Genomic DNA, 19225 nt, shown 5'->3' on the forward strand with positions numbered 1-19225 from the left:
TTTTCAACAATAAAACGTTATTTCTTCAGGAGTGAGCACATTTGAGTTTTGATTCTGTCTTATTAACGATCTTTCAGCGCATGCATGGCGAGCGTTCCGCACAAGGAGTCTTTCATATTCTGCGCGGAAAACGGTCCGGCCAGACGTTGCAGGATGTCGAATATTATCAAGTTAAATCATACTATGGACTGCTGCCCGGCTTATCCGCAAGCGATTTTCAGCTGGCTGTGGAGCGGCTTGTGTCAGAAGGGTATCTGTATATTGATATTCTTGTTTATGTGACGGCGAAGGGACAAATAGCGACGGGAAGTGAATTGTGGCGGTTTAATGGCTGGGACTACAGGGGGCGTGAAAGAGAGTTCGGCAGACGGCTGGCACTTTTAGTGCAAACGCTGTCGAATCTGAGAAACGGCGAAACGATGTTTATGCCAATTCAAAAAGAATTGCCTGTCCAGCAGTTCATTAAGGGGCTTTTACGCAATCAGCCGGCTCCAATAAACGCACTGGCAGAAGCTTTACGTACAGAATTGGAGCGGTCGATGACGGACGCCAAGCTGTCGGAGCTGCAGTGCACGATTGTCAGCGGACGTCTGACAGGACACCATGTAACTGCATACACATGGGAGCAGATGGCTGAAAGTTTCAAACTCCCCGTCATGACGGTGCAACTTTATTATCTGGAGGCCTTACATATTGTGCTTGATTTTATTTCGGTGCAGGAAGATTTTCCATTACTTACGGAGCTGGCTGCCGGGTGCAGAGTGGATACATATCTGACACAGTCTGCCGAAAGAACAAGGAAACTGTTTGAGCATGGTTATTCGGTAGAGCAAATAGCTTCCTTGCGTCACTTGAAATTAAGCACAATAGAAGATCATTTTATTGAAATGGCTGCTAACGTATATGATTTCCCTTATTTGGAATTTGTTACGGATGAGCAGATCGAGGCAGTCTGGCAGCAAATTGATCAGCTGCAGACAAAGCGTTTGCGTCTTTTAAAAGAACGCTGTCCCGAGCTTTCTTATTTTCAGCTGCGGCTGATTGTCATCATTGGAAGGAGAGATAGCTGATGAAACTTCAGGAAGTGCTTGAACAGCGATTTGGCTATGATTCATTCCGTCCTGGGCAGCGGGAGGTCATTACTGAATTACTTGCCGGAAAGGATGCGCTGGCAATTTTTCCGACAGGCATGGGGAAATCGCTTTGCTATCAATTACCAGCCTATATGCTTGAAGGTGCAGTAGTTATTATTTCTCCGCTCGTCGCACTAATGGAGGATCAGGTCGCTAATTTACGAAAGCACAAAGAGAAGCGTGTCGTTGCGATAAACTCTTTTTTATCCAGGAAAGAAAAGGATATGGCTCTTGCAGCGCTAGGGCAATATAAATTTATCTTTTTATCGCCAGAAATGATGATGCAGTCTGCGGTTCAGCAGCTCGTTAGGAAGTTGCACATCGCATTTTATGTAGTCGATGAAGCGCACTGCATTTCGGAATGGGGGTTTGACTTTCGTCCTGATTATTTACGTTTAAAGGAACTGTTTTCGGATGCGGCACGGCCGCCTGTTCTTGCGCTGACGGCGACCGCCAATGAAAAAGTCATTGAAGACATCACATCCTATCTGCAGATGAGACAACCGCATATTGAACGTCAGCCGATTGATCGGCCGGCTATTTCATACCGTGTCGTACATATGGAGAAAGAGGCGGCAAAGACCGAGTGGATCATTGAACGGCTCTCTGCGACAATCGGTCCCGGAATTATCTATGTAGCCTCCAGAAAGCGGGCAGATGAACTGGCAGCAGCCATAAGAGAACGAGGCATTCGAACGGCGAGCTATCACGGCGGTAAAGAACAGGATGAACGGTCCATCATACAGGAACAATTTGTACAAGGGGAGCTTGAGTGGATTTGCGCGACGAATGCATTTGGCATGGGCATCCATAAAGACGATATTCGGCAAATCATTCATGAGCATATTCCGGCGGCGCCAAGTGCATATATTCAGGAGGTAGGCCGTGCGGGACGTGATGGCAAAAAGGCCGCCGCTACGCTTTTATACAGTGAACGCGACATCCAAAAAGTAAAGTTTATCGTTTATGACGATCTTCCGGACGAACAGCAAATCCGCTATTATCATTCGCTTATGCAAGCGGGCACAGATGCGCAGGCGGCCGCTGAACAAGCAGGGTTAACAGAAGTCTCAGCCCGCTTGCTGGATTATTATTTCGAAGAATTCGACACAGAAAATGTTGTCTGTCAAATTCAGCGGATTTTTCAAAACAAGGAAAAACAAATTGCCGAAATGGAGAGCTACGTTACTAGTGAAAATTGTCTGCGGAACACACTTGTAAGATTTTTTGGCGAAAATGCTCTCCCCGCAGAAGCCGATTGCTGTTCCAATTGTCAGAACTTGGACGACACTTGGCTGAATATGCCGGATTCTCCGCCGAAACAAGTGTCAGAACCATTACAGTGGCGGGAACGATTACACAGCTTATTGGGATAAGAAGGCAGTCTGTATTTACTTTTAAGACAAAATTCGGCATAATAGAAGAAGATAAGCTTATAAATGTACGCGCTTTTTAAGGATGAAGGAACGAATTGCATCATATAATAGCAACAGACATTATGCGGTGTAAAGGAGAAATTATTTATGTTAACTAATCAGTATAAAACAGATTTTGAACAGCATCGAAAAGAGATCAAAGAAAAAGTTTCTGCTCATAAACTCCCTTCACGTGCGGAACTTCACGAGAAAAAGAAAGTGGAAAAATACGGCCAGGTGAAGATCATTAATATTTTCCTGGCGATTTTTACATTAATTCCTATTGTTATTTTGTTGTATGTACTGTCCGATCTCTATTCCCCGGATGTGCCGGATCAGGTGCCCGTTGAAAAAGTCGAGCTCTCTGTCGGCTTTCATCCCGCAACAGCTGACTGCTATTTCCCGGCTGCATAAACCGAGTGAAATGGTTATGGAATTACATGAAATCTTGCTATACTACAAATGAATTTTATTACTGAAAAGCAAAGCATGCACTTTGCTTTTTTCTATGGGAGCTGTCTAATGAAAAAGGTACGCATTGCAGGTTTATCGGTTCTCTCGTCAGCCGTCGCCATGATGGCCTATATGTTTACACTGGCCCATCGAAACCGTGTGCTGACACATACGCTGACAGCTGATTCATCCGCAACTAACATATTGCAGGTGTTTTTTATTTCAGACATCCATAGGCGCCGGCTGCCTGAGCGGCTGATCGAAGAGTTGCGCACACGTTCCATAGATGCAGTCATAGTGGGCGGGGACGCGGCAGAAAAAGGCGTGCCGGTCGGACGAGTCGAAAGGAATATGCGCATGCTGTCTGCTGTTGCTCCGCTGTTTTATATTTTCGGCAACAACGATCAGGAAGTCGGTGTGCCGAATATTTTACGTGCGGTAAAAAAGGCTGGCGGTACGGTTTTGGTCGACAGCACTGCACCGATTCCGAATCATCCGCGCTGGGGGATATGCGGACTCCAGGACCCGAACAACGGCCCGGTGGAAATTGATAAGGCGGCTGACTCAGCAGCCGGATATGAAAAGCTGATACTTGCAGTCCATAATCCTTCGCTGCTCAGGAAGATTGAAGGAAAGCTGCAGCCGGCACTTTCTCTTGCCGGGCATACGCACGGCGGTCAAATACGTTTTGGGCCATGGGGAATGCAGGATCTTGGCTGTTTCCAAAAAACAGCGGACAGCGCGAAATTAATCAGTAACGGTTATGGAACAACTATGCTGCCGCTGCGGCTGGGTGCAAAACCAGAATGCCATGTAGTGGAGATTCGCTACTAGGCAGCAAGAAATAAGGAGAGTAGATGTCATGAATTGTGCAGATGCAATAATTGTCGGCGGAGGCCCTTGCGGCTTGTCTGCGGCAATTGAATTGCAAAATATTGGACTGTCGGCAGTGGTAATTGAAAAAGGGAATATCGTTCATTCGATTTACAACTATCCGACTCACCAAACATTTTTTAGTTCGAGCAGTAAATTATCGATTGGCAAGACGCCGTTTATCACCGCTATAGACAAACCAAAGCGCAACGATGCGCTAGTCTATTACAGAACGGTCGCCCAAATCGAAAATTTGCAAATCAACAGTCATGAACGAGTGGAGGATATCCGAAGGCAAGACGGGCGATTCGTTGTGACGACAGATAAATCGGCTTATTATGCGAAATATGTCGTAGTGGCTACGGGATATTATGATCAGCCGAACAGTTTACATGTCGAAGGTGAGAATTTACCGACAGTCTTTCATTATTTTAAAGAAGCGCACCCGTATTTTAATAAAAAGGTGACAGTGATCGGCGGTAAAAATTCTGCTGTCGATGCAGCATTGGAATTACAGCGTGCAGGCGCGCATGTCTCGGTCGTTTATCGAAATGATTCTTATTCAAAAAGTGTGAAACCATGGATCTTGCCCGGGTTCGACAGTTTAGTGCGTAATGGCCATATTGATATGTATTTCAATGCGTCGGTCACGAAAATCACGGAAGATGCAGTGACGGTGGATCAGCAGGGGAAAATATTTGACCTAGAGAGTGACTATGTCTTTGCAATGATTGGCTATCACCCGGATCATGACTTTTTACGTAAAATAGGAATTGAAGTCGACGATGTGTCAGGACGCCCTGTCTTTAATGAAGAAACGATGGAAACAAATATTGACAATCTATTTATCGCGGGTGTCATTGCTGCAGGCAATAATGCCAATGAAATATTCATTGAAAATGGACGTTTCCATGGCGGAATGATCGCCAAACACATCAAACAGCATCTATGAACAAAACAGCCGTCTGTGATCAGGCGGCTGTTGCTTTATACAGTATGGTATAATAGCGTCGTGAGGAGGCGCCTATGTTTATTTTGCTGACAGTTGCAATAGCACCGGCGCTGGCACTTTTCAGTTATTTGTATCTGCGCAAGCAAATTGCAAAAGAGCCTTCGCGTACGCTGTTTCATGCGTTCATTTACGGTGCGATCATGACATTCCCGATATTATTTATTCAGCATGTCTTTGAAGAAGAACATGTATTTCATAATGAATTTATTCGTAATGCCATATTTTCAAGCAGTTTGGAAGAGTTTTTTAAATGGATAATTATTTTCATACTGGTATACAAAACGGTAGAATTTGAAGATGCGTATGACGGGATCTTATACGGCGCAAGTGTATCTCTTGGGTTCGCCACTGTCGAGAATATTTTATATTTATTAACATTCGGATTAGATACTGCATTTATTCGTGCGTTATTGCCTGTTTCCAGTCATGCGTTATTCGGCGTTGTAATGGGCTATTATTTTGGTAAAGCGAAATTCTCAGATGTCACAGAAAAAACGAAATGGATAGCAATGGCGTTTTTTGCTCCTTTTTTGCTTCACATATTATATAATTCAATTTTATTTTCCTATGATTATTGGCTGTATCTGATGATACCTTTCATGCTGTTCCTATGGTGGTTTGGTCTGACACGGGTGAAATACGCCCATACTTTTGCAGTGCAGCAATTCAGAAAAAGAAACTCAATAAAATCAAAAAAATCCGTCTGAGCAATCAGACGGATTTTTTGTCTTATAAAATACTGAAGATTGGACAAACTACAAAGAAGCATATTTTTTTGGAGGTGGATGTTTATGAAGCGAGTATCTTCACGCTTCTTATTCGTACTATTGGCAGGCATTTTAATGTTCTCTTTCTATGCGGGTCACAGTGATGCTTTCAGTGGCCGTGATTTGGCGAAAGGCGCAAAAGGAGATGACGTGATTGAGCTGCAGGCAAGACTGCAATACATCGGTTTTTATCATGGTGAGATCGATGGCAATTTCGGATACGGCACGTACTGGGCATTGCGTAATTTTCAAGAGCAATACGGTCTGCCGCTGGATGGGATTGCAGGAAAAGGTACGCAAAAAAAGCTGAAGGGAATTACAGACTATGATGAAAAATATGTGAAAGGACAAATAGCCAAAGGGAATCAATTTACGTATTACGGCGGACAGTCGCTGGAATCGCAAGTGAAAAAGGGCAGTGCCCCGCAAAAACAAGCTCAAAAACAAATGCAGGCGCCGCCGAAATATAGCAATCAGGATATCAATTTACTGGCAAACGCTGTGTACGGTGAAGCGCGCGGTGAACCGTATGAAGGACAGGTGGCAGTTGCGGCAGTCATATTGAATCGTGTCGAGCATCCGGATTTTCCGGATTCAATTGGCGGCGTTATATTCCAGCCGGGCGCATTCACGGCAGTTGCAGACGGACAAATTTGGCTTACGCCGAATGAACGGGCAAAAGAAGCGGTAATTGATGCGATCAATGGCTGGGATCCTTCCGAAAATGCGATATATTATTTTAATCCGATAACCGCCACGAGCAAATGGATCTGGTCAAGGCCGCAGATCAAAAAAATTGGTTTACACATCTTTTGTGATTGATGGAAAGGAGGATGCAGACGAATTATGAAGCGAATGATTTTTATTCTAACGTATTCATTTATTGTACTGGGGATTTATACAATCGGAACTGTACAGGAGAATGAGCAGCTTTCAATTGCACTGAATACCCAGTACTCGAAAAGTATGACAGATGCCTCACAAAAGCTTGGCGAACTTGAAGAAGCGGTAAAAAAATCATTGCTTTTTGAAGATCAAAAAAGTTCAGCGAAAGAAAGGGAAGACATTTGGAGGCTGTCCTCTGACATTAAGACGTCTATTGCGTCGCTTCCCGTAGATGAAAGTTTCTCCACTTCTTGGATGAACTACTTAGGCCGGTTGGGGAACTATGCCAAGCAGTCGACCGAAAAAGGAGATCCTGATGAGTATTACGCAGTAATTCAACGTGCGGCAGACAATCTGGAAGAGTTTTCAAGTGAATGGCAGCTGGCAACAAAAGATTTGATGTCAGGCAAAATGTCAATCGGTCATTGGGAAAAAAAATTACGTGACTCTCCCGAAGGAAAAGCCAACTGGAATAAGATGGGACAAACGGTTATGGAATATACCGAAACAGTATTTCCGTTGACAGCGAGTGAATCGGATGTGCAAAAGAAAAAAGAACTCCGTAATTTAAAGGACCAAAAGATTTCTGAAGAAGAAGCGATACAGAAATTTAAAAAATTATTGCCTGCCGTTTCCAATGATATTATTGCTGCGGAAAGAAGCAGAAAAGGTGCACCCTATCCGTTTTATCATATTCGATTTGCAGAAAACTCCTCGATTGGATATATTGACATCACGGAAAAAGGCGGACATGTATTGTCTTATTTAGTTGAGCGCCGGATGGGCGAACCTCAGAGATCCTATGAAGAGCTGCAGAAATCGGCAGAACAGTTTTTAAAGCAAGCAGATTATAAAGACCTTGTACTCGAAGAAACAAGGGAGAATGACAGTGCCTGGCACTTTGTCTATGTACGGGTGAATCCCGGCAATAACGCAAAAGTCTTCTCTGATCCAATTCATATCAAATTAGCTAAAGACAATGGAGAAATTATAGGGCTCGATGCTTCTGAATATATTAGAAAAGAGCAGCTCAAGCCGCAGCCGGTCCGGGATGTCGACTGGAATAAGTTCTTCAGGTCAGAAGTCACTGTAATGGAAGAAGAGCTGGCATATGTAGAAAACAGCCAGCTGGAACAGCGTCTTGCATATTATCTGACCGTTGTAGCTGGGGAAGAAAACGTAGAGACGTATAAAATTCTTGTCGACACGGATACGCTGGAAGTCATTACAACTGAAAAACAATAATAAATAGATTGGAAAAATTTACTCCACGTGACATAATAGAAGGAATAGTAAGTAATGGCAGGTGGAGAAATGAGATTAACTATTGGAACGGTATTAACGATAGAGAAGGACTATACAGAGGAATCGGAGAAATTCAAATGCCGGGTGGTGGATATCGAAGACGATGAACACTTTATGATGGATTATCCCATCAATATGGCAACCGGTAAAACGGCCTTCTTCATTGACGGGACACAGCTGTTGGTTACATTTGTGGACGAGTATAAAATGTCCTTTGCATTCCGTACGGAAGTTCACAGCCGCGTCAACCGGACTATCCCTATGCTTAAACTGAAATACCCCGGAGATAAGCAATTGATCAAAATTCAAAGAAGAGAGTTCGTCCGTGTGGATACATCGCTCGACGTTGCATTGCAGGCAGATGCATCCGCCTTGCAGCTGGTGTCGCTGGATATCAGTGCCGGCGGACTGGCGGTCAATATGAAAGATCACGATTATTTTGCTCCGAATGAAGAAGTGAAATTAATGATTGTGCTGTATTTCTCCAAGACAGAAATCAAATACGTGGCATGTAAAGCTAAAGTAGTCCGAAACTGGGAAAGTGAAAAGCGCAGACTCACTTCTTTCGCCTTCAATGAAATTGATGAAAAAGATAGACAGCATATTATCCGGTATTGTTTTGAACGGCAGCTGGAATTGCGAAATAGCTAAAGGAAAAGTCTGTTGAAAACAGGCTTTTCCTTTTTGCATATGGTACAATATAGGCGTAAATGGAGGGGTTTTCAGCATGACTGGTGGAATGAGAATCGCAATTGACGGCCCTGCCGCGGCAGGCAAAAGTACAATTGCTAAATTAGTAGCTAAAAAATTGGGATATACGTATATCGATACAGGTGCGATGTATCGGGCCATTACATTCAAGGTGCTTCAACACGCAGCAGATCCGCGCAGTGAAGAAGAAATTATGCAGCTGATCAGCCAGACGGATATTGAATTGCAGCCTGGTGAACAAGTACAGAAAGTCTTGCTTGACGGCGCGGATGTAACGGATGCGATACGCTCGCATGAAGTAACGGCGAATGTTTCGGCTATTGCAGCGATGACAGCTGTCCGTAAACTTCTGGTGGCTAAACAGCAGCAGCTGGCAGCAAAATCTTCTGTCGTTATGGACGGCAGAGATATTGGCACGTCCGTACTGCCAGAAGCAGAACTGAAAATCTTTATGACAGCGTCTGTTGAAGAACGTGCGGAGCGCCGGCTGCTTGAAGAACAGCAGCGCGGAATGTCTTCAGATTATGAAACATTGAAAAGGGAAATCAGTGAACGGGATAAGGCGGACAGCGAACGTAAAATTTCTCCGTTAAAAAAAGCGGAAGATGCGATTATAATTGATACAACAGGGAAAACAATAGAAGAAGTGACAAACTCTATTATTGAGTATGCGGAAAAGAGGCTGGCCCAATGAACTTATATCCGCTTGGCAAATTTCTGATTGGCACTATTTGTTTTCCGCTCTACCGGATTAAAATTATTGGCCAGGAAAACTTCCCAAAAGAAGGCGGCGTCCTATTATGCACCAATCATATCGATAATCTGGATCCGCCGATCGTTGGCATCACGTGCCCGAGGACAGTTCATTTCATGGCAAAAGAAGAGCTGTTCTCGAAGCCAGTTCTGAAAACTCTGTTGCCGCGGGTGCAGGCGTATCCTGTGAAACGCGGTATGAGTGACCGTGAAGCATTCCGCAAAACAATTAAACTGCTGCGCGACGAAAAGGTAGTCGGTCTTTTCCCTGAAGGCACCAGAAGCAAGACGGGAGAGATTGGTAAAGGTTTGGCGGGTGCAGGATTCTTTGCGTTAAAAGGAGGGGATGCTAAAGTGGTCCCTTGTGCAATCATTGGACCGTATAAAGCATTTTCCCAATTAAAAGTGGTATATGGGAAAGCAATGGATATGACGCCTTACCGCGAAAGAAAAGCATCAGCAGAAGAAGTGACAGAAGCCATTATGGCTGAAATATCCAAGTTAATTGAACAGCATAAATAAAAGAATAAGAGCAAATTTTTGTTTTTGTGTGTAGATTCGCATACTATAGAGATAAGATTCATTATGGAGGAGGACTACATATGACTGAAGAGATGAATATGGATGAAGTGAAAGAATACGGTGAAGGTGCACGCGTAACAGGTGTAGTAACAAAGGTTGAAGAGAAATCGGTGACTGTGGAAATCGCAGGCGCTCCTTTTGATGGCGTAATTCCGATCAGCGAACTTTCCAGCCTGCATATTGAAAAAGCAGATGATGCAGTCTCAGTCGGTGATGAATTACAATTGGCAGTTACAAAAGTGGAAGATGAAATGTATGTGCTGTCCAAGCGGCAAGTCGATGCGGAAAACGCATGGGATTCATTGGAAGAGAAATTCGAAAACGGTGAAATTATCGAAACTGAAGTTAAAGATGTTGTAAAGGGCGGACTCGTTGTTGATCTTGGCGTCCGTGGCTTTATCCCAGCTTCTTTAGTGGAAGATTATTTTGTCGAGTCATTCGATGATTATAAAGGACGTACGATGACATTTAAAATCGTAGAAATGGATCAGGAAAAGAACCGGTTGATCCTGTCACACCGTGCAGTTGTTCAAGAAGAGAATGAACAGAAAAAAGAAGAGGCGCTTTCGGGTATTCAAGAAGGCGACATTCTAGACGGTACGGTTCAGCGAATCGCGTCATTCGGTGCATTCGTTGATATCGGCGGCGTAGACGGCCTTGTCCACATTTCACAAATCTCCCATGGACATATCGAAAATGTTTCGGATGTGCTGAAAGAGGGGGACGAAATCCAGGTGAAAGTATTATCTGTTGACCGTGACGCAGAGCGCGTGTCGCTGTCCATTAAAGATACATTGCCTGGGCCGTGGGAAAATATTGAGGAAAAAGCACAAGTCGGCTCTGTTCTCGAGGGAACGGTCAAGCGTTTGGTTGCATACGGCGCATTCGTGGAAATCTTGCCAGGCGTGGAAGGCCTTGTCCACATTTCACGTATTGCACACGAACATATCGGCACTCCTCAAGAAGTATTAGAGGAAGGGCAATCCGTACAAGTTAAAGTATTGGATGTCAATCCGCAGGAAAAACGTATTTCGTTGAGCATTAAAGACCTGATTGACAAACCAAAAGAAACACGTGAAGAAAACTTCAGCTATGAAATGCCTGAAGAAACTACCGGCTTCTCTTTTGGTGATGTCATCGGCGATCAGCTGAAAAAATTTAAAGAATAATTCTTTGAATGTGTGCAACTGGTCACAAATCGTAAATATGCGTAATCAGAATGATGATGCTTTCATATGCATCATCATTCTTTTTGTGTATAATATTCAAAGATAGGTCGGAAGGGTGTATTGAAAGAAAATGAAAAAACCAACAGTAGCAATCGTAGGAAGACCAAATGTCGGGAAATCGACAATTTTTAACCGGATTGTAGGCGAACGCATCTCCATCGTAGAAGATGTGTCCGGTGTGACGCGGGACCGTATATACAGTTCAGCAGAATGGCTGAACTATGAATTTAACCTGATTGATACAGGCGGTATTGATATTGGTGACGAGCCGCTGCTGGAGCAGATTCGCATGCAGGCGGAAATTGCCATTGATGAAGCAGATGTCATTATCTTTTTGACGAACGGCAGAGACGGCGTGACTGATTCAGATGAACAAGTTGCACGTATGCTGTATAAAACGAATAAGCCGGTCGTATTAGCAGTAAATAAAGTGGATAATCCAGAGATGAGAGACATGATTTATGATTTTTATTCACTTGGATTTGGCGAGCCGTACCCGATTTCCGGATCACACGGATTGGGCCTTGGTGATTTGCTTGATGCGATGGCAGAGAGTTTTAAAGACATGAACTTGGAAGAGGAAGACGATGAGTCAATCAAATTCTGTTTGATAGGGCGCCCGAATGTCGGTAAATCGTCACTTGTAAATGCGCTGCTTGGTGAAGAGCGTGTGATTGTCAGTGATATCGCAGGAACTACAACGGATGCGATTGACTCCGCCAAAATAGTGGATGGACAAGAATTCAAAATCATTGATACAGCAGGCATGCGAAAAAAAGGGAAAGTCTACGAGAACACGGAGAAATACAGTGTGCTGCGTGCGCTTAAAGCGATTGACCGCTCAGATGTCGTATTGATTGTGCTGAACGCGGAAGAAGGTATCCGTGAGCAGGATAAACGTGTCGCCGGCTATGCGGAAGAAGCGGGTAAAGGAGTCATGTTCGTAGTCAATAAATGGGACGCACTGGAGAAAGACGATAAAACAATGAATAATTTTATCGACGACATTCGTGATCAGTTCAGATTCCTTGATTATGCACCCATTCATTTCGTCTCCGCTAAAACAAAGCAGCGTGTGCATACTTTATTCTCCAACATTCAAATGATCAGTGAAAACCATGCGATGCGCATTCAGTCAAGCGTGCTCAATGAAGTGGTGGAGGATGCAGTGGCAAGAAATCCGGCACCATCTGATAAAGGGCGCCGTCTGCGTATTTATTACGCGACACAAGTTGCAGTTAAGCCGCCGACGTTCGTGGTCTTTGTTAACGAACCGGAACTCATGCACTTCTCTTATGAGCGTTTTTTACAGAATCGGCTGCGTGAGTCATTTGGATTTGAAGGGACGCCGATTCGTTTAATTACGAGAGCAAGAAGCTGACTACTAGAACAGAAAGGGTGGAGGTAATGGAAACAGTCTCTATAATCGGAGCAGGAAGCTGGGGAACGGCGCTCGCTTTTGTGCTGGCTGAAAACGGACATGACAGCCTGATTTGGACAAGACGCGCAGAGCAGGCGGATGAAATCAATGACCGGCATACGAATCACCGGTATTTGCCGGAAGTGAAACTGCCCGAGAACCTTAACTCGACAAGTGACTTGAAGACCGCGGTGCAGCATGCGAAAACCATCGTCCTGGCTGTGCCGACTGTTGCGATGCGTGAAACATGCAGAAGTATACAAGAATTATTGACTGAACCGGCTGTCTTTGTTCATGTCTCCAAAGGAATAGATCCGGACTCGCTGAAACGAATTTCTGAAATTATTGCAGAAGAGATCGATGAATCGCTGCGTGAAGCGATTGTCGTACTGTCCGGGCCGAGCCACGCGGAAGAAGTGGTTATGCGTCATCCAACGACAGTGGCGGCAGCTTCATGCAATATGGCAGCCGCGGAGCGTGTCCAGGATTTATTCATGAGTAATTATTTCCGTGTTTACACGAATAAAGACGTGATTGGTGTAGAGCTTGGCGGTGCATTGAAAAATGTCATCGCATTGGCAGCGGGTATTTCAGACGGTCTTGGATACGGTGACAATGCGAAAGCAGCGCTTATCACAAGAGGTCTGGCAGAAATTACGCGGCTTGGCGTGAAAATGGGTGCTGGTCAACAAACGTTTTCCGGACTGACGGGACTAGGTGATTTGGTTGTTACCTGTACGAGCGTCCACTCAAGAAACTGGAGGGCGGGCAATCTGCTCGGAAAAGGCCAGTCTCTTGAGAAGGTTACGGAGGAAATGGGCATGGTCATAGAAGGAGTCCGCACAACGAAAGCGGCATACCGGCTCGCACAGCAATTTGAAGTGAATATGCCGCTGACAGAAGCGCTGTACTCCATATTATTTGGAGGCATTCCGCCAAAGCAGGCTGTGGATCAATTGATGAGCCGTGGAAAGAAACAAGAAATCGATACGTTTTTCGGTATTTAAACTGTAGGAGGGTGACAATTTTGTCCTCGTTAGATAAAATGTGGCTATCTTTTTACGCAATGGGTTTCATGGTAATTTCAATGGGCTTGATTTATGCAAGCCGATATAAAATTAAAAACCGTGTGGTAAGTATCCTGTTTGCGATTATTGCGTATGCATTATTAATTTCATCGTTCTTTGCTATGGTCTATTTAGTATTTAACGGACCGACTGGAGGGGCGTAAAACATGAAAAAACAATTGCTGATACTGTCAGTCCTCATCTGCGGCCTATTGCTGTCGGGATGCCTTGGCGGCCGTTCGCCTGAAGAGAAGCAGGCCAGTGAGACACCGTATCCTGATCAGCAGGAAACTGTCCAGAAAGCTGTAGAACGCTATCAAGAACAATCGGGGGGACTGTTGCCGATTAAAACACGCGATCAGGAAACCGATCAATACATAAAGTATCCTATCGAGTTCTCCAAAATAGTACCGGACTTCACAGAAAAGATCCCGTCCAATGCTTTTGAAAACGGAGGCATCTTCCAATACGTCCTCATGGATGTAGAGGAAAACCCGACGGTCAAATTGGTAGATTTGCGGATCACTGAGAAACTTCGCGACCTAAACCTTCGTAAATTCATCAACGGTGAATTGCCGTTTCTGGACCCGGTCGGCGAAAATGTGTATGCGGTAGATTTTAAGAAAATGGGCTTCAAAGAGCCGCTGACAGTAGAAAGCCCATACTCTGATGCACATTTGCCTATCGTAGTAGGCGGCGATGGAAACTTCTACGTAGACTATTCCATCGACCTCAATAAAATCCTGATGGAGCAAAAGCCTGAAATCAAACCGGGCACAGATATACGCTATCTGCTGTACGAGAACTCCCTTGTGCTCCCGGCATATTCCATGCCGTATACAGTGGATGAAAACAACGAGCCGGTGTTTATGAAGAAATAACAGTGAACCGGTCCTTTGCTGTTTCCTTCTGCGATTTCGGCAAAATCCCGACGCTGGTCAAAGCGGGGCATGCCTTCGCACTTGCTGTCCGGCGGGCTGACGGCGGGCATTTTGAAGGCATCCCTTATTCGTCTGAAATAGGGATTGGCACAAAGTATTAACTAAAAATAATTACATTACCCAAAAACGTTTCTTGCATCCATGCATGAAACGTTTTTCTATTTCATAAGCTACTATGCGGAGAAAAAGGAGGGCTAATGATGAAAGAAGAATTATACGAAAACTTAGCTAGAAGAACAGACGGCGACATTTATATAGGTGTGGTAGGCCCTGTTCGAGTAGGGAAATCCACTTTTGTCAAACGAGTCATGGAGGAAGTTGTTATTCCGAACATGACGGATGCCAACGATCGGATTCGTGCACAAGACGAACTGCCTCAAAGTTCACCAGGTCCCGTAATTATGACTGCAGAACCTAAATTCGTACCTGCCCAAGGAACAAGCGTTTCAATCGGGGATGGAGAACTTGAATTCCAAATTCGCTTAGCTGACTGTGTCGGCTACGTCATTGACGGCGTCAAAGGTTATGAGGATGAGGATGGGCCGAAATATGTTCATACCCCTTGGCACAATGAACCAATCCCGTTCCAGGAAGCGGCTCGGATTGGTACAGACAAGGTCATCCGAGATCATTCGACGATCGGTATTTTATTGACGACTGACGGCACAGTGAACAATATTTCAAGAGCTGCAGCGGAAGTTGCGGAGAAAGAAATTGTATCTAAGCTTCAGGAAATCGGCAAACCGTTTGTCATTGTATTAAACTCCAAAATGCCTGCCCATGAGAAGGCGCTGGAACTGAAACAGCAGTTGCATGAAAAGTATGGAGTACCGGTTATTGCCATCAGTGCAGATCAGCTGAATGCAGCAGAGATCCAGCTGATCCTCAAGGAAGCACTATATGAATTTCCAATCACCGACATTGAACTGCAGCGTCCTGACTGGATGGAGGAGCTTGGAGACAGCCATAAACTGAATGCGCGAATTGATCAGCTGATTCAGGACGGCTTCCTTGGTGTATCCAAGATTCGTAAAGTGCAGGAAATTGCGGAGCTGCTGCAGGAAGAAGAATTCGTCAGACAGGCTGAAGTAATTGAAGTGGACGCAGGCAAAGGCAGAGCCATCGTCAAGATTGACATGGATGAACAAGCTTTTGTTGCGGTATGTGAGGAATTCATGGGTACGGAAATGCGTTCGAAAAAAGATTGGCTGGTTTTTATCCAGGAAGCAGTAAAAGCGAAAAAGTCCTATGACTTGTATGCGGAAGCAATCGATACAGCAAAAAAATCGGGCTATGGTGTAGCGTTGCCGTCCATAGAAGATTTCCAGCCGACTGCGCCGGAATTAATTAAACAAGACACATTCTACGGTGTGAAAATGAAGGCAAAAGCGCCGTCGCTTCACATTATCCGAATTGACATGGAAGCGGAATTTGCCCCGCTGATCGGTTCTGAGTTCCATAGCCATCACTTGCTGAAAGAGTTGAAAAATGCTTACTTGCATGACCGGGATGCGCTGTGGGAAACACAATTATTCGGCACACCGCTTCATGAGGTCATGAAAGAAAGTATCCGATTTAAGACTGCCGCAGTTCCGGACCGCGCTAGAAAACGCCTGCGGGAGACGATTGAACAAATGGTGAATGACGGGAATAAGGGCATGATCACCTTTATTGTTTGATGTAATCAAGCCGAATTCTTATGAAATGGGATAGGCTGCATGATGAAAGATCCGTTGAAAACGGGTCTTTTTTCTATGCATTCTTATGAAAATCCCTTGAAATGCCGCGAATAAAGGAAAAGCATGATAATATTGTTGCACCGCCGTTTTTCTTATGTTACTCTTTTTACAGTGTTAACAGCAATAGCATCCCCTTTGAGAGGAGGTGAACGGTGTGAATAAAACAGAATTAATTAACTCTGTAGCAGAAGCGGCAGGTCTAACAAAAAAAGACGCAACTAAAGCTGTTGAAGCTGTATTCGATACAATTCAATCGACTCTTGCTAACGGTGATAAAGTTCAATTGATTGGTTTCGGAAACTTTGAAGTTCGTGAGCGCGCTGCACGTAAAGGACGTAACCCACAATCAGGTGAAGAAATCGAAATCGCTGCAAGTAAAGTTCCAGCTTTCAAAGCAGGTAAAGCACTTAAAGACGCAGTAAAATAATTAGAGATTTTACATAGGAGTCCGTCCAGCAAATCTGTCAATCAGATGGCCATGGATGGACTCCTTTCCGTTTTTTGGCGGAATACATAAGAAGTACAACTAACTATACGGAATGAACGGAATGTGCTAGTATTTTGGTGAAATAGGTTTTGTTCCTATAAGGAGGACATACTGTCATGAATGAAAAAGATATCAATAAATTAGAACAGGCCGTCACAATGATTCTGGAAGCCATAGGCGAAGACCCGAATCGTGAAGGGCTGCTTGACACGCCTAAACGTGTCGCGAAAATGTATCAGGAAGTATTTGAAGGATTAACTAAGGATCCAAAAGAATATTTTGACACGGTATTTCATGAAAATCACGATGAAGTCGTGTTAGTTAAAGATATTCCGTTTTATTCAATGTGTGAACATCACCTGGTGCCTTTTTTCGGTGTAGCACATGTAGCATATATTCCGCGGGACGGAGTGGTTGCGGGTCTAAGCAAACTTGCGCGTGCCGTGGAGACAGCAGCCCGCCGTCCGCAGCTGCAAGAGCGCATTACGTCCACGGTGGCGGATGCGATGATGGAAAAGCTCAATCCATACGGTGTATATATCATCATTGAAGCGGAGCATATGTGCATGACGATGCGCGGAATCAAGAAACCGGGTGCTAAAACGATCACGACGGTTGCCAGAGGAATCTATGAGCATGATGATGTCAAACGCGCTGAAATTTTATCTCTTATAAAATCAAATTGAGGTCTTTGCCGAGCGCCGGATATGTATGCTATCATTAGGACTATATATAGACTGGAGATGCGAAAATGACACAACCGGATTATCTGATTATCAAAGCGAAAAAAGATGGAGTGAATGTCATCGGTCTCACCAGAGGCAATGACACAAAGTTTCACCATACCGAAAAGTTAGATAGGGGAGAAGTCATGATCGCGCAGTTTACCGAGCATACATCCGCTATTAAAATTCGGGGAGAAGCCGAAATTCACACGGCGCATGGAGTGATTACAAGCGAAGAAAAAGAATGACCGTACAACTCACGGGAATGGAGCTTACTGATGGAGATAAAAGGACTCACTGACCAAGTCGACAATTATATACAAAACCTGCGACGTGCGATTTATCAGCCAGTAGTCGAACAGGACGCAGGGCATGCGCCGATTGACAGACGAAAAGCCGCGCTGCTTCTGCTGCCTATGCTTAACGGTGAACAGTGGTCGGACGAAATGCAGACAGCTGCCTTGGCGATTGGTGCCATCCATACGGCTTTTGATGTCCATGATCAAATCGATATCGCGGATGCATCATCCAAAGAGCAGCAATTGATGGTTCTTGCGGGTGATCACTTTAGTGGTATCCATTATAAATTATTGGCGTCGATCCCTAATTTCCATCTCATTCGTTCATTATCAGCCGCTATCGGCAGAGTCAATGAATGCAAAACAACACTTCTGCAGACACCGCCGGCAACGTTTGAGGAAAGACTGCAGCTGATTACTGAAGTGGAAAGTGCGTGTATTGTGGAATTTTTTGAGACATTCGGCTTTAGCCGCTACACGCATATCGCCGAAACATTCTTTCCTTACATGTGGCTGCTCGACAGCAAGCGGCAAAACTTGGGACAGATGAAATTCCCGCACTTGGTGCCGGATGACAATGATACGCAATATTGGATCAGTCAGCTAGGACAACAGCTGGAAAAACAAGTAGGGCAAAGCTTTTATTTACATAAATCCGTACTGGACGAATTGCAAAAAATGACGAAGCAAGAAGAAAGTAAACAGAAATGAAGAAAGAAGGGCGAACTGTGGCGGTCTCAAAAGAAGAAAAAGTTCATAACGTCTTTGAAAAAATTTCGGCAGACTATGATAAGATGAATTCCGTAATCAGTTTTAATCAGCACATAAAATGGCGAAATGATATTATGGTTCGCATGAATGTTCGTCCGGGAGCAAAAGCTCTGGATGTTTGCTGCGGAACAGCAGACTGGACAGTTGCGCTGGCTGAAGCAGCAGGGCCGTCAGGTGAAGTGACAGGTCTGGATTTCAGTGCCAATATGTTGGAATCAGGGAGAGAAAAAACAGCTCCTTACCCAAATCTTACGCTGGTTCAGGGGAATGCGATGGCACTTCCTTTTCCCGACAACTCTTTTGACTACGTAACGATTGGGTTCGGACTTCGTAATGTTCCGGATTACCTGACTGTTCTGAAGGAAATGCGCCGTGTGCTGAAACCAGGCGGCATGGCAGTATGTTTAGAGACTTCCCAGCCGAAAATCCCTGTCTACCGACAAGCATTTCGTTTTTATTTTAAGTATATTATGCCGTTATTCGGTAAACTCTTTGCAAAGAGCTATAAAGAATATTCATGGCTCCAGGAATCGGCAAATGATTTCCCTAGCATGAAAGAGCTGGCACAGCTGTTTGTCGAGGCCGGCTATCAGGAAGTATCGTATAAGTCTTACAGTGGCGGTGCGGCGGCGGGCCATATCGCATACAAATAATGAGT

The 19225-nt window shown here is 44.6% G+C and carries 23 protein-coding genes; all 23 read left to right on the top strand.

Annotated features, from left to right (window positions below; all coding sequences use genetic code 11):
* Positions 1-41 precede the first annotated feature (41 nt).
* The 23 genes from SporoP37_RS15320 to SporoP37_RS15425 all read left to right on the top strand — a co-directional run bounded on the left by SporoP37_RS15320 (position 42) and on the right by SporoP37_RS15425 (position 19220).
* A complete protein-coding gene (locus SporoP37_RS15320; RefSeq protein WP_081244496.1) occupies positions 42-1070 on the top strand; it encodes a YpbB family protein in 1029 nt (342 codons plus the stop codon).
* Positions 1070-2509 carry a RecQ family ATP-dependent DNA helicase gene (locus tag SporoP37_RS15325; RefSeq protein WP_081244497.1) on the top strand — a complete coding sequence of 480 codons (1440 nt, stop codon included), beginning with the start codon at positions 1070-1072 and terminating at the stop codon, positions 2507-2509. The genes SporoP37_RS15320 and SporoP37_RS15325 overlap by 1 nt, the downstream gene beginning before the upstream one ends.
* 147 nt (positions 2510-2656) lie before the next feature.
* Positions 2657-2962 carry a hypothetical protein gene (locus SporoP37_RS15330; protein ID WP_081244498.1) on the top strand — a complete coding sequence of 102 codons (306 nt, stop codon included), beginning with the start codon at positions 2657-2659 and terminating at the stop codon, positions 2960-2962.
* Between the two features lie 108 nt (positions 2963-3070).
* Positions 3071-3835: a metallophosphoesterase gene (locus tag SporoP37_RS15335; protein ID WP_158233625.1), complete on the top strand. Its 765-nt coding sequence runs from the start codon at positions 3071-3073 to the stop codon at positions 3833-3835.
* Between the two features lie 28 nt (positions 3836-3863).
* On the top strand, positions 3864-4826 hold the full coding sequence (locus SporoP37_RS15340; protein WP_081244500.1) for a YpdA family putative bacillithiol disulfide reductase: 963 nt from the start codon (positions 3864-3866) through the stop codon (positions 4824-4826).
* 74 nt (positions 4827-4900) lie between these two features.
* Positions 4901-5593 (top strand): glutamic-type intramembrane protease PrsW, encoded by a 693-nt coding sequence (gene prsW, locus SporoP37_RS15345; protein ID WP_081244501.1) that lies wholly within the window; start codon positions 4901-4903, stop codon positions 5591-5593.
* An 84-nt stretch (positions 5594-5677) separates the two neighbouring features.
* A complete protein-coding gene (sleB, locus tag SporoP37_RS15350; protein WP_085431382.1) occupies positions 5678-6475 on the top strand; it encodes a spore cortex-lytic enzyme in 798 nt (265 codons plus the stop codon).
* Between the two features lie 24 nt (positions 6476-6499).
* Entirely contained in the window at positions 6500-7783 is a 1284-nt protein-coding gene (locus SporoP37_RS15355; RefSeq protein WP_085431383.1) for a PepSY1/2 domain-containing protein, read from the top strand.
* Positions 7784-7852: 69 nt separating this feature from the next.
* Positions 7853-8494 (top strand): flagellar brake protein, encoded by a 642-nt coding sequence (locus SporoP37_RS15360; RefSeq protein WP_158233624.1) that lies wholly within the window; start codon positions 7853-7855, stop codon positions 8492-8494.
* A 76-nt stretch (positions 8495-8570) separates the two neighbouring features.
* Complete coding sequence (gene cmk / locus SporoP37_RS15365; protein WP_085431384.1) at positions 8571-9248, top strand: (d)CMP kinase; 678 nt, start codon at positions 8571-8573, stop codon at positions 9246-9248.
* Complete coding sequence (locus tag SporoP37_RS15370; RefSeq protein ID WP_081244506.1) at positions 9245-9829, top strand: lysophospholipid acyltransferase family protein; 585 nt, start codon at positions 9245-9247, stop codon at positions 9827-9829. The genes cmk and SporoP37_RS15370 overlap by 4 nt, the downstream gene beginning before the upstream one ends.
* An 80-nt stretch (positions 9830-9909) precedes the next feature.
* A complete protein-coding gene (gene rpsA / locus SporoP37_RS15375) occupies positions 9910-11058 on the top strand; it encodes a 30S ribosomal protein S1 (protein ID WP_085431385.1) in 1149 nt (382 codons plus the stop codon).
* 130 nt (positions 11059-11188) lie between these two features.
* Positions 11189-12499 (top strand): ribosome biogenesis GTPase Der, encoded by a 1311-nt coding sequence (der, locus tag SporoP37_RS15380; RefSeq protein ID WP_085431386.1) that lies wholly within the window; start codon positions 11189-11191, stop codon positions 12497-12499.
* A gap of 26 nt (positions 12500-12525) precedes the next feature.
* A complete protein-coding gene (locus SporoP37_RS15385) occupies positions 12526-13545 on the top strand; it encodes an NAD(P)H-dependent glycerol-3-phosphate dehydrogenase (protein ID WP_081244511.1) in 1020 nt (339 codons plus the stop codon).
* An 11-nt stretch (positions 13546-13556) separates the two neighbouring features.
* The gene (locus tag SporoP37_RS15390; protein WP_369821941.1) at positions 13557-13769 is read left to right on the top strand and encodes a DUF2768 domain-containing protein; all 213 of its coding nucleotides are present in this window, start codon (positions 13557-13559) and stop codon (positions 13767-13769) included.
* 3 nt (positions 13770-13772) lie between these two features.
* On the top strand, positions 13773-14486 hold the full coding sequence (locus tag SporoP37_RS15395; protein WP_081244513.1) for a hypothetical protein: 714 nt from the start codon (positions 13773-13775) through the stop codon (positions 14484-14486).
* A gap of 2 nt (positions 14487-14488) precedes the next feature.
* Positions 14489-14647 carry a hypothetical protein gene (locus SporoP37_RS17125; protein WP_155961380.1) on the top strand — a complete coding sequence of 53 codons (159 nt, stop codon included), beginning with the start codon at positions 14489-14491 and terminating at the stop codon, positions 14645-14647.
* A gap of 99 nt (positions 14648-14746) precedes the next feature.
* Positions 14747-16225 carry a stage IV sporulation protein A gene (gene spoIVA, locus SporoP37_RS15400; RefSeq protein ID WP_081244514.1) on the top strand — a complete coding sequence of 493 codons (1479 nt, stop codon included), beginning with the start codon at positions 14747-14749 and terminating at the stop codon, positions 16223-16225.
* A 214-nt stretch (positions 16226-16439) separates the two neighbouring features.
* Positions 16440-16712: an HU family DNA-binding protein gene (locus SporoP37_RS15405; RefSeq protein WP_037561579.1), complete on the top strand. Its 273-nt coding sequence runs from the start codon at positions 16440-16442 to the stop codon at positions 16710-16712.
* 176 nt (positions 16713-16888) lie between these two features.
* Positions 16889-17458: a GTP cyclohydrolase I FolE gene (gene folE, locus SporoP37_RS15410; RefSeq protein WP_081244515.1), complete on the top strand. Its 570-nt coding sequence runs from the start codon at positions 16889-16891 to the stop codon at positions 17456-17458.
* A gap of 65 nt (positions 17459-17523) precedes the next feature.
* Positions 17524-17745, top strand: a complete 222-nt coding sequence (mtrB, locus tag SporoP37_RS15415) for a trp RNA-binding attenuation protein MtrB (protein ID WP_081244516.1) — start codon at positions 17524-17526, stop codon at positions 17743-17745.
* Positions 17746-17775: 30 nt separating this feature from the next.
* Positions 17776-18507, top strand: coding sequence for a heptaprenyl diphosphate synthase component 1 (locus SporoP37_RS15420; protein WP_081244518.1), 732 nt, complete (start codon positions 17776-17778; stop codon positions 18505-18507).
* Between the two features lie 17 nt (positions 18508-18524).
* Entirely contained in the window at positions 18525-19220 is a 696-nt protein-coding gene (locus SporoP37_RS15425; RefSeq protein ID WP_099662754.1) for a demethylmenaquinone methyltransferase, read from the top strand.
* Positions 19221-19225 lie beyond the last annotated feature (5 nt).

It is taken from the genome of Sporosarcina sp. P37, assembly GCF_002109365.1.
GTDB lineage: Bacteria > Bacillota > Bacilli > Bacillales_A > Planococcaceae > Sporosarcina.

Bases quoted from the DNA above. Each gene is read 5' to 3' on its own strand.
- SporoP37_RS15325 (WP_081244497.1), top strand. From the start codon at position 1,070: ATGAAACTTCAGGAAGTGCTTGAACAGCGATTTGGCTATGATTCATTC.
- SporoP37_RS15330 (WP_081244498.1), top strand. From the start codon at position 2,657: ATGTTAACTAATCAGTATAAAACAGATTTTGAACAGCATCGAAAAGAG.
- SporoP37_RS15335 (WP_158233625.1), top strand. From the start codon at position 3,071: ATGAAAAAGGTACGCATTGCAGGTTTATCGGTTCTCTCGTCAGCCGTC.
- SporoP37_RS15340 (WP_081244500.1), top strand. From the start codon at position 3,864: ATGAATTGTGCAGATGCAATAATTGTCGGCGGAGGCCCTTGCGGCTTG.
- prsW (WP_081244501.1), top strand. From the start codon at position 4,901: ATGTTTATTTTGCTGACAGTTGCAATAGCACCGGCGCTGGCACTTTTC.
- sleB (WP_085431382.1), top strand. From the start codon at position 5,678: ATGAAGCGAGTATCTTCACGCTTCTTATTCGTACTATTGGCAGGCATT.
- SporoP37_RS15355 (WP_085431383.1), top strand. From the start codon at position 6,500: ATGAAGCGAATGATTTTTATTCTAACGTATTCATTTATTGTACTGGGG.
- SporoP37_RS15360 (WP_158233624.1), top strand. From the start codon at position 7,853: ATGAGATTAACTATTGGAACGGTATTAACGATAGAGAAGGACTATACA.
- cmk (WP_085431384.1), top strand. From the start codon at position 8,571: ATGACTGGTGGAATGAGAATCGCAATTGACGGCCCTGCCGCGGCAGGC.
- SporoP37_RS15370 (WP_081244506.1), top strand. From the start codon at position 9,245: ATGAACTTATATCCGCTTGGCAAATTTCTGATTGGCACTATTTGTTTT.
- rpsA (WP_085431385.1), top strand. From the start codon at position 9,910: ATGACTGAAGAGATGAATATGGATGAAGTGAAAGAATACGGTGAAGGT.
- der (WP_085431386.1), top strand. From the start codon at position 11,189: ATGAAAAAACCAACAGTAGCAATCGTAGGAAGACCAAATGTCGGGAAA.
- SporoP37_RS15385 (WP_081244511.1), top strand. From the start codon at position 12,526: ATGGAAACAGTCTCTATAATCGGAGCAGGAAGCTGGGGAACGGCGCTC.
- SporoP37_RS15395 (WP_081244513.1), top strand. From the start codon at position 13,773: ATGAAAAAACAATTGCTGATACTGTCAGTCCTCATCTGCGGCCTATTG.
- spoIVA (WP_081244514.1), top strand. From the start codon at position 14,747: ATGAAAGAAGAATTATACGAAAACTTAGCTAGAAGAACAGACGGCGAC.
- folE (WP_081244515.1), top strand. From the start codon at position 16,889: ATGAATGAAAAAGATATCAATAAATTAGAACAGGCCGTCACAATGATT.
- mtrB (WP_081244516.1), top strand. From the start codon at position 17,524: ATGACACAACCGGATTATCTGATTATCAAAGCGAAAAAAGATGGAGTG.
- SporoP37_RS15420 (WP_081244518.1), top strand. From the start codon at position 17,776: ATGGAGATAAAAGGACTCACTGACCAAGTCGACAATTATATACAAAAC.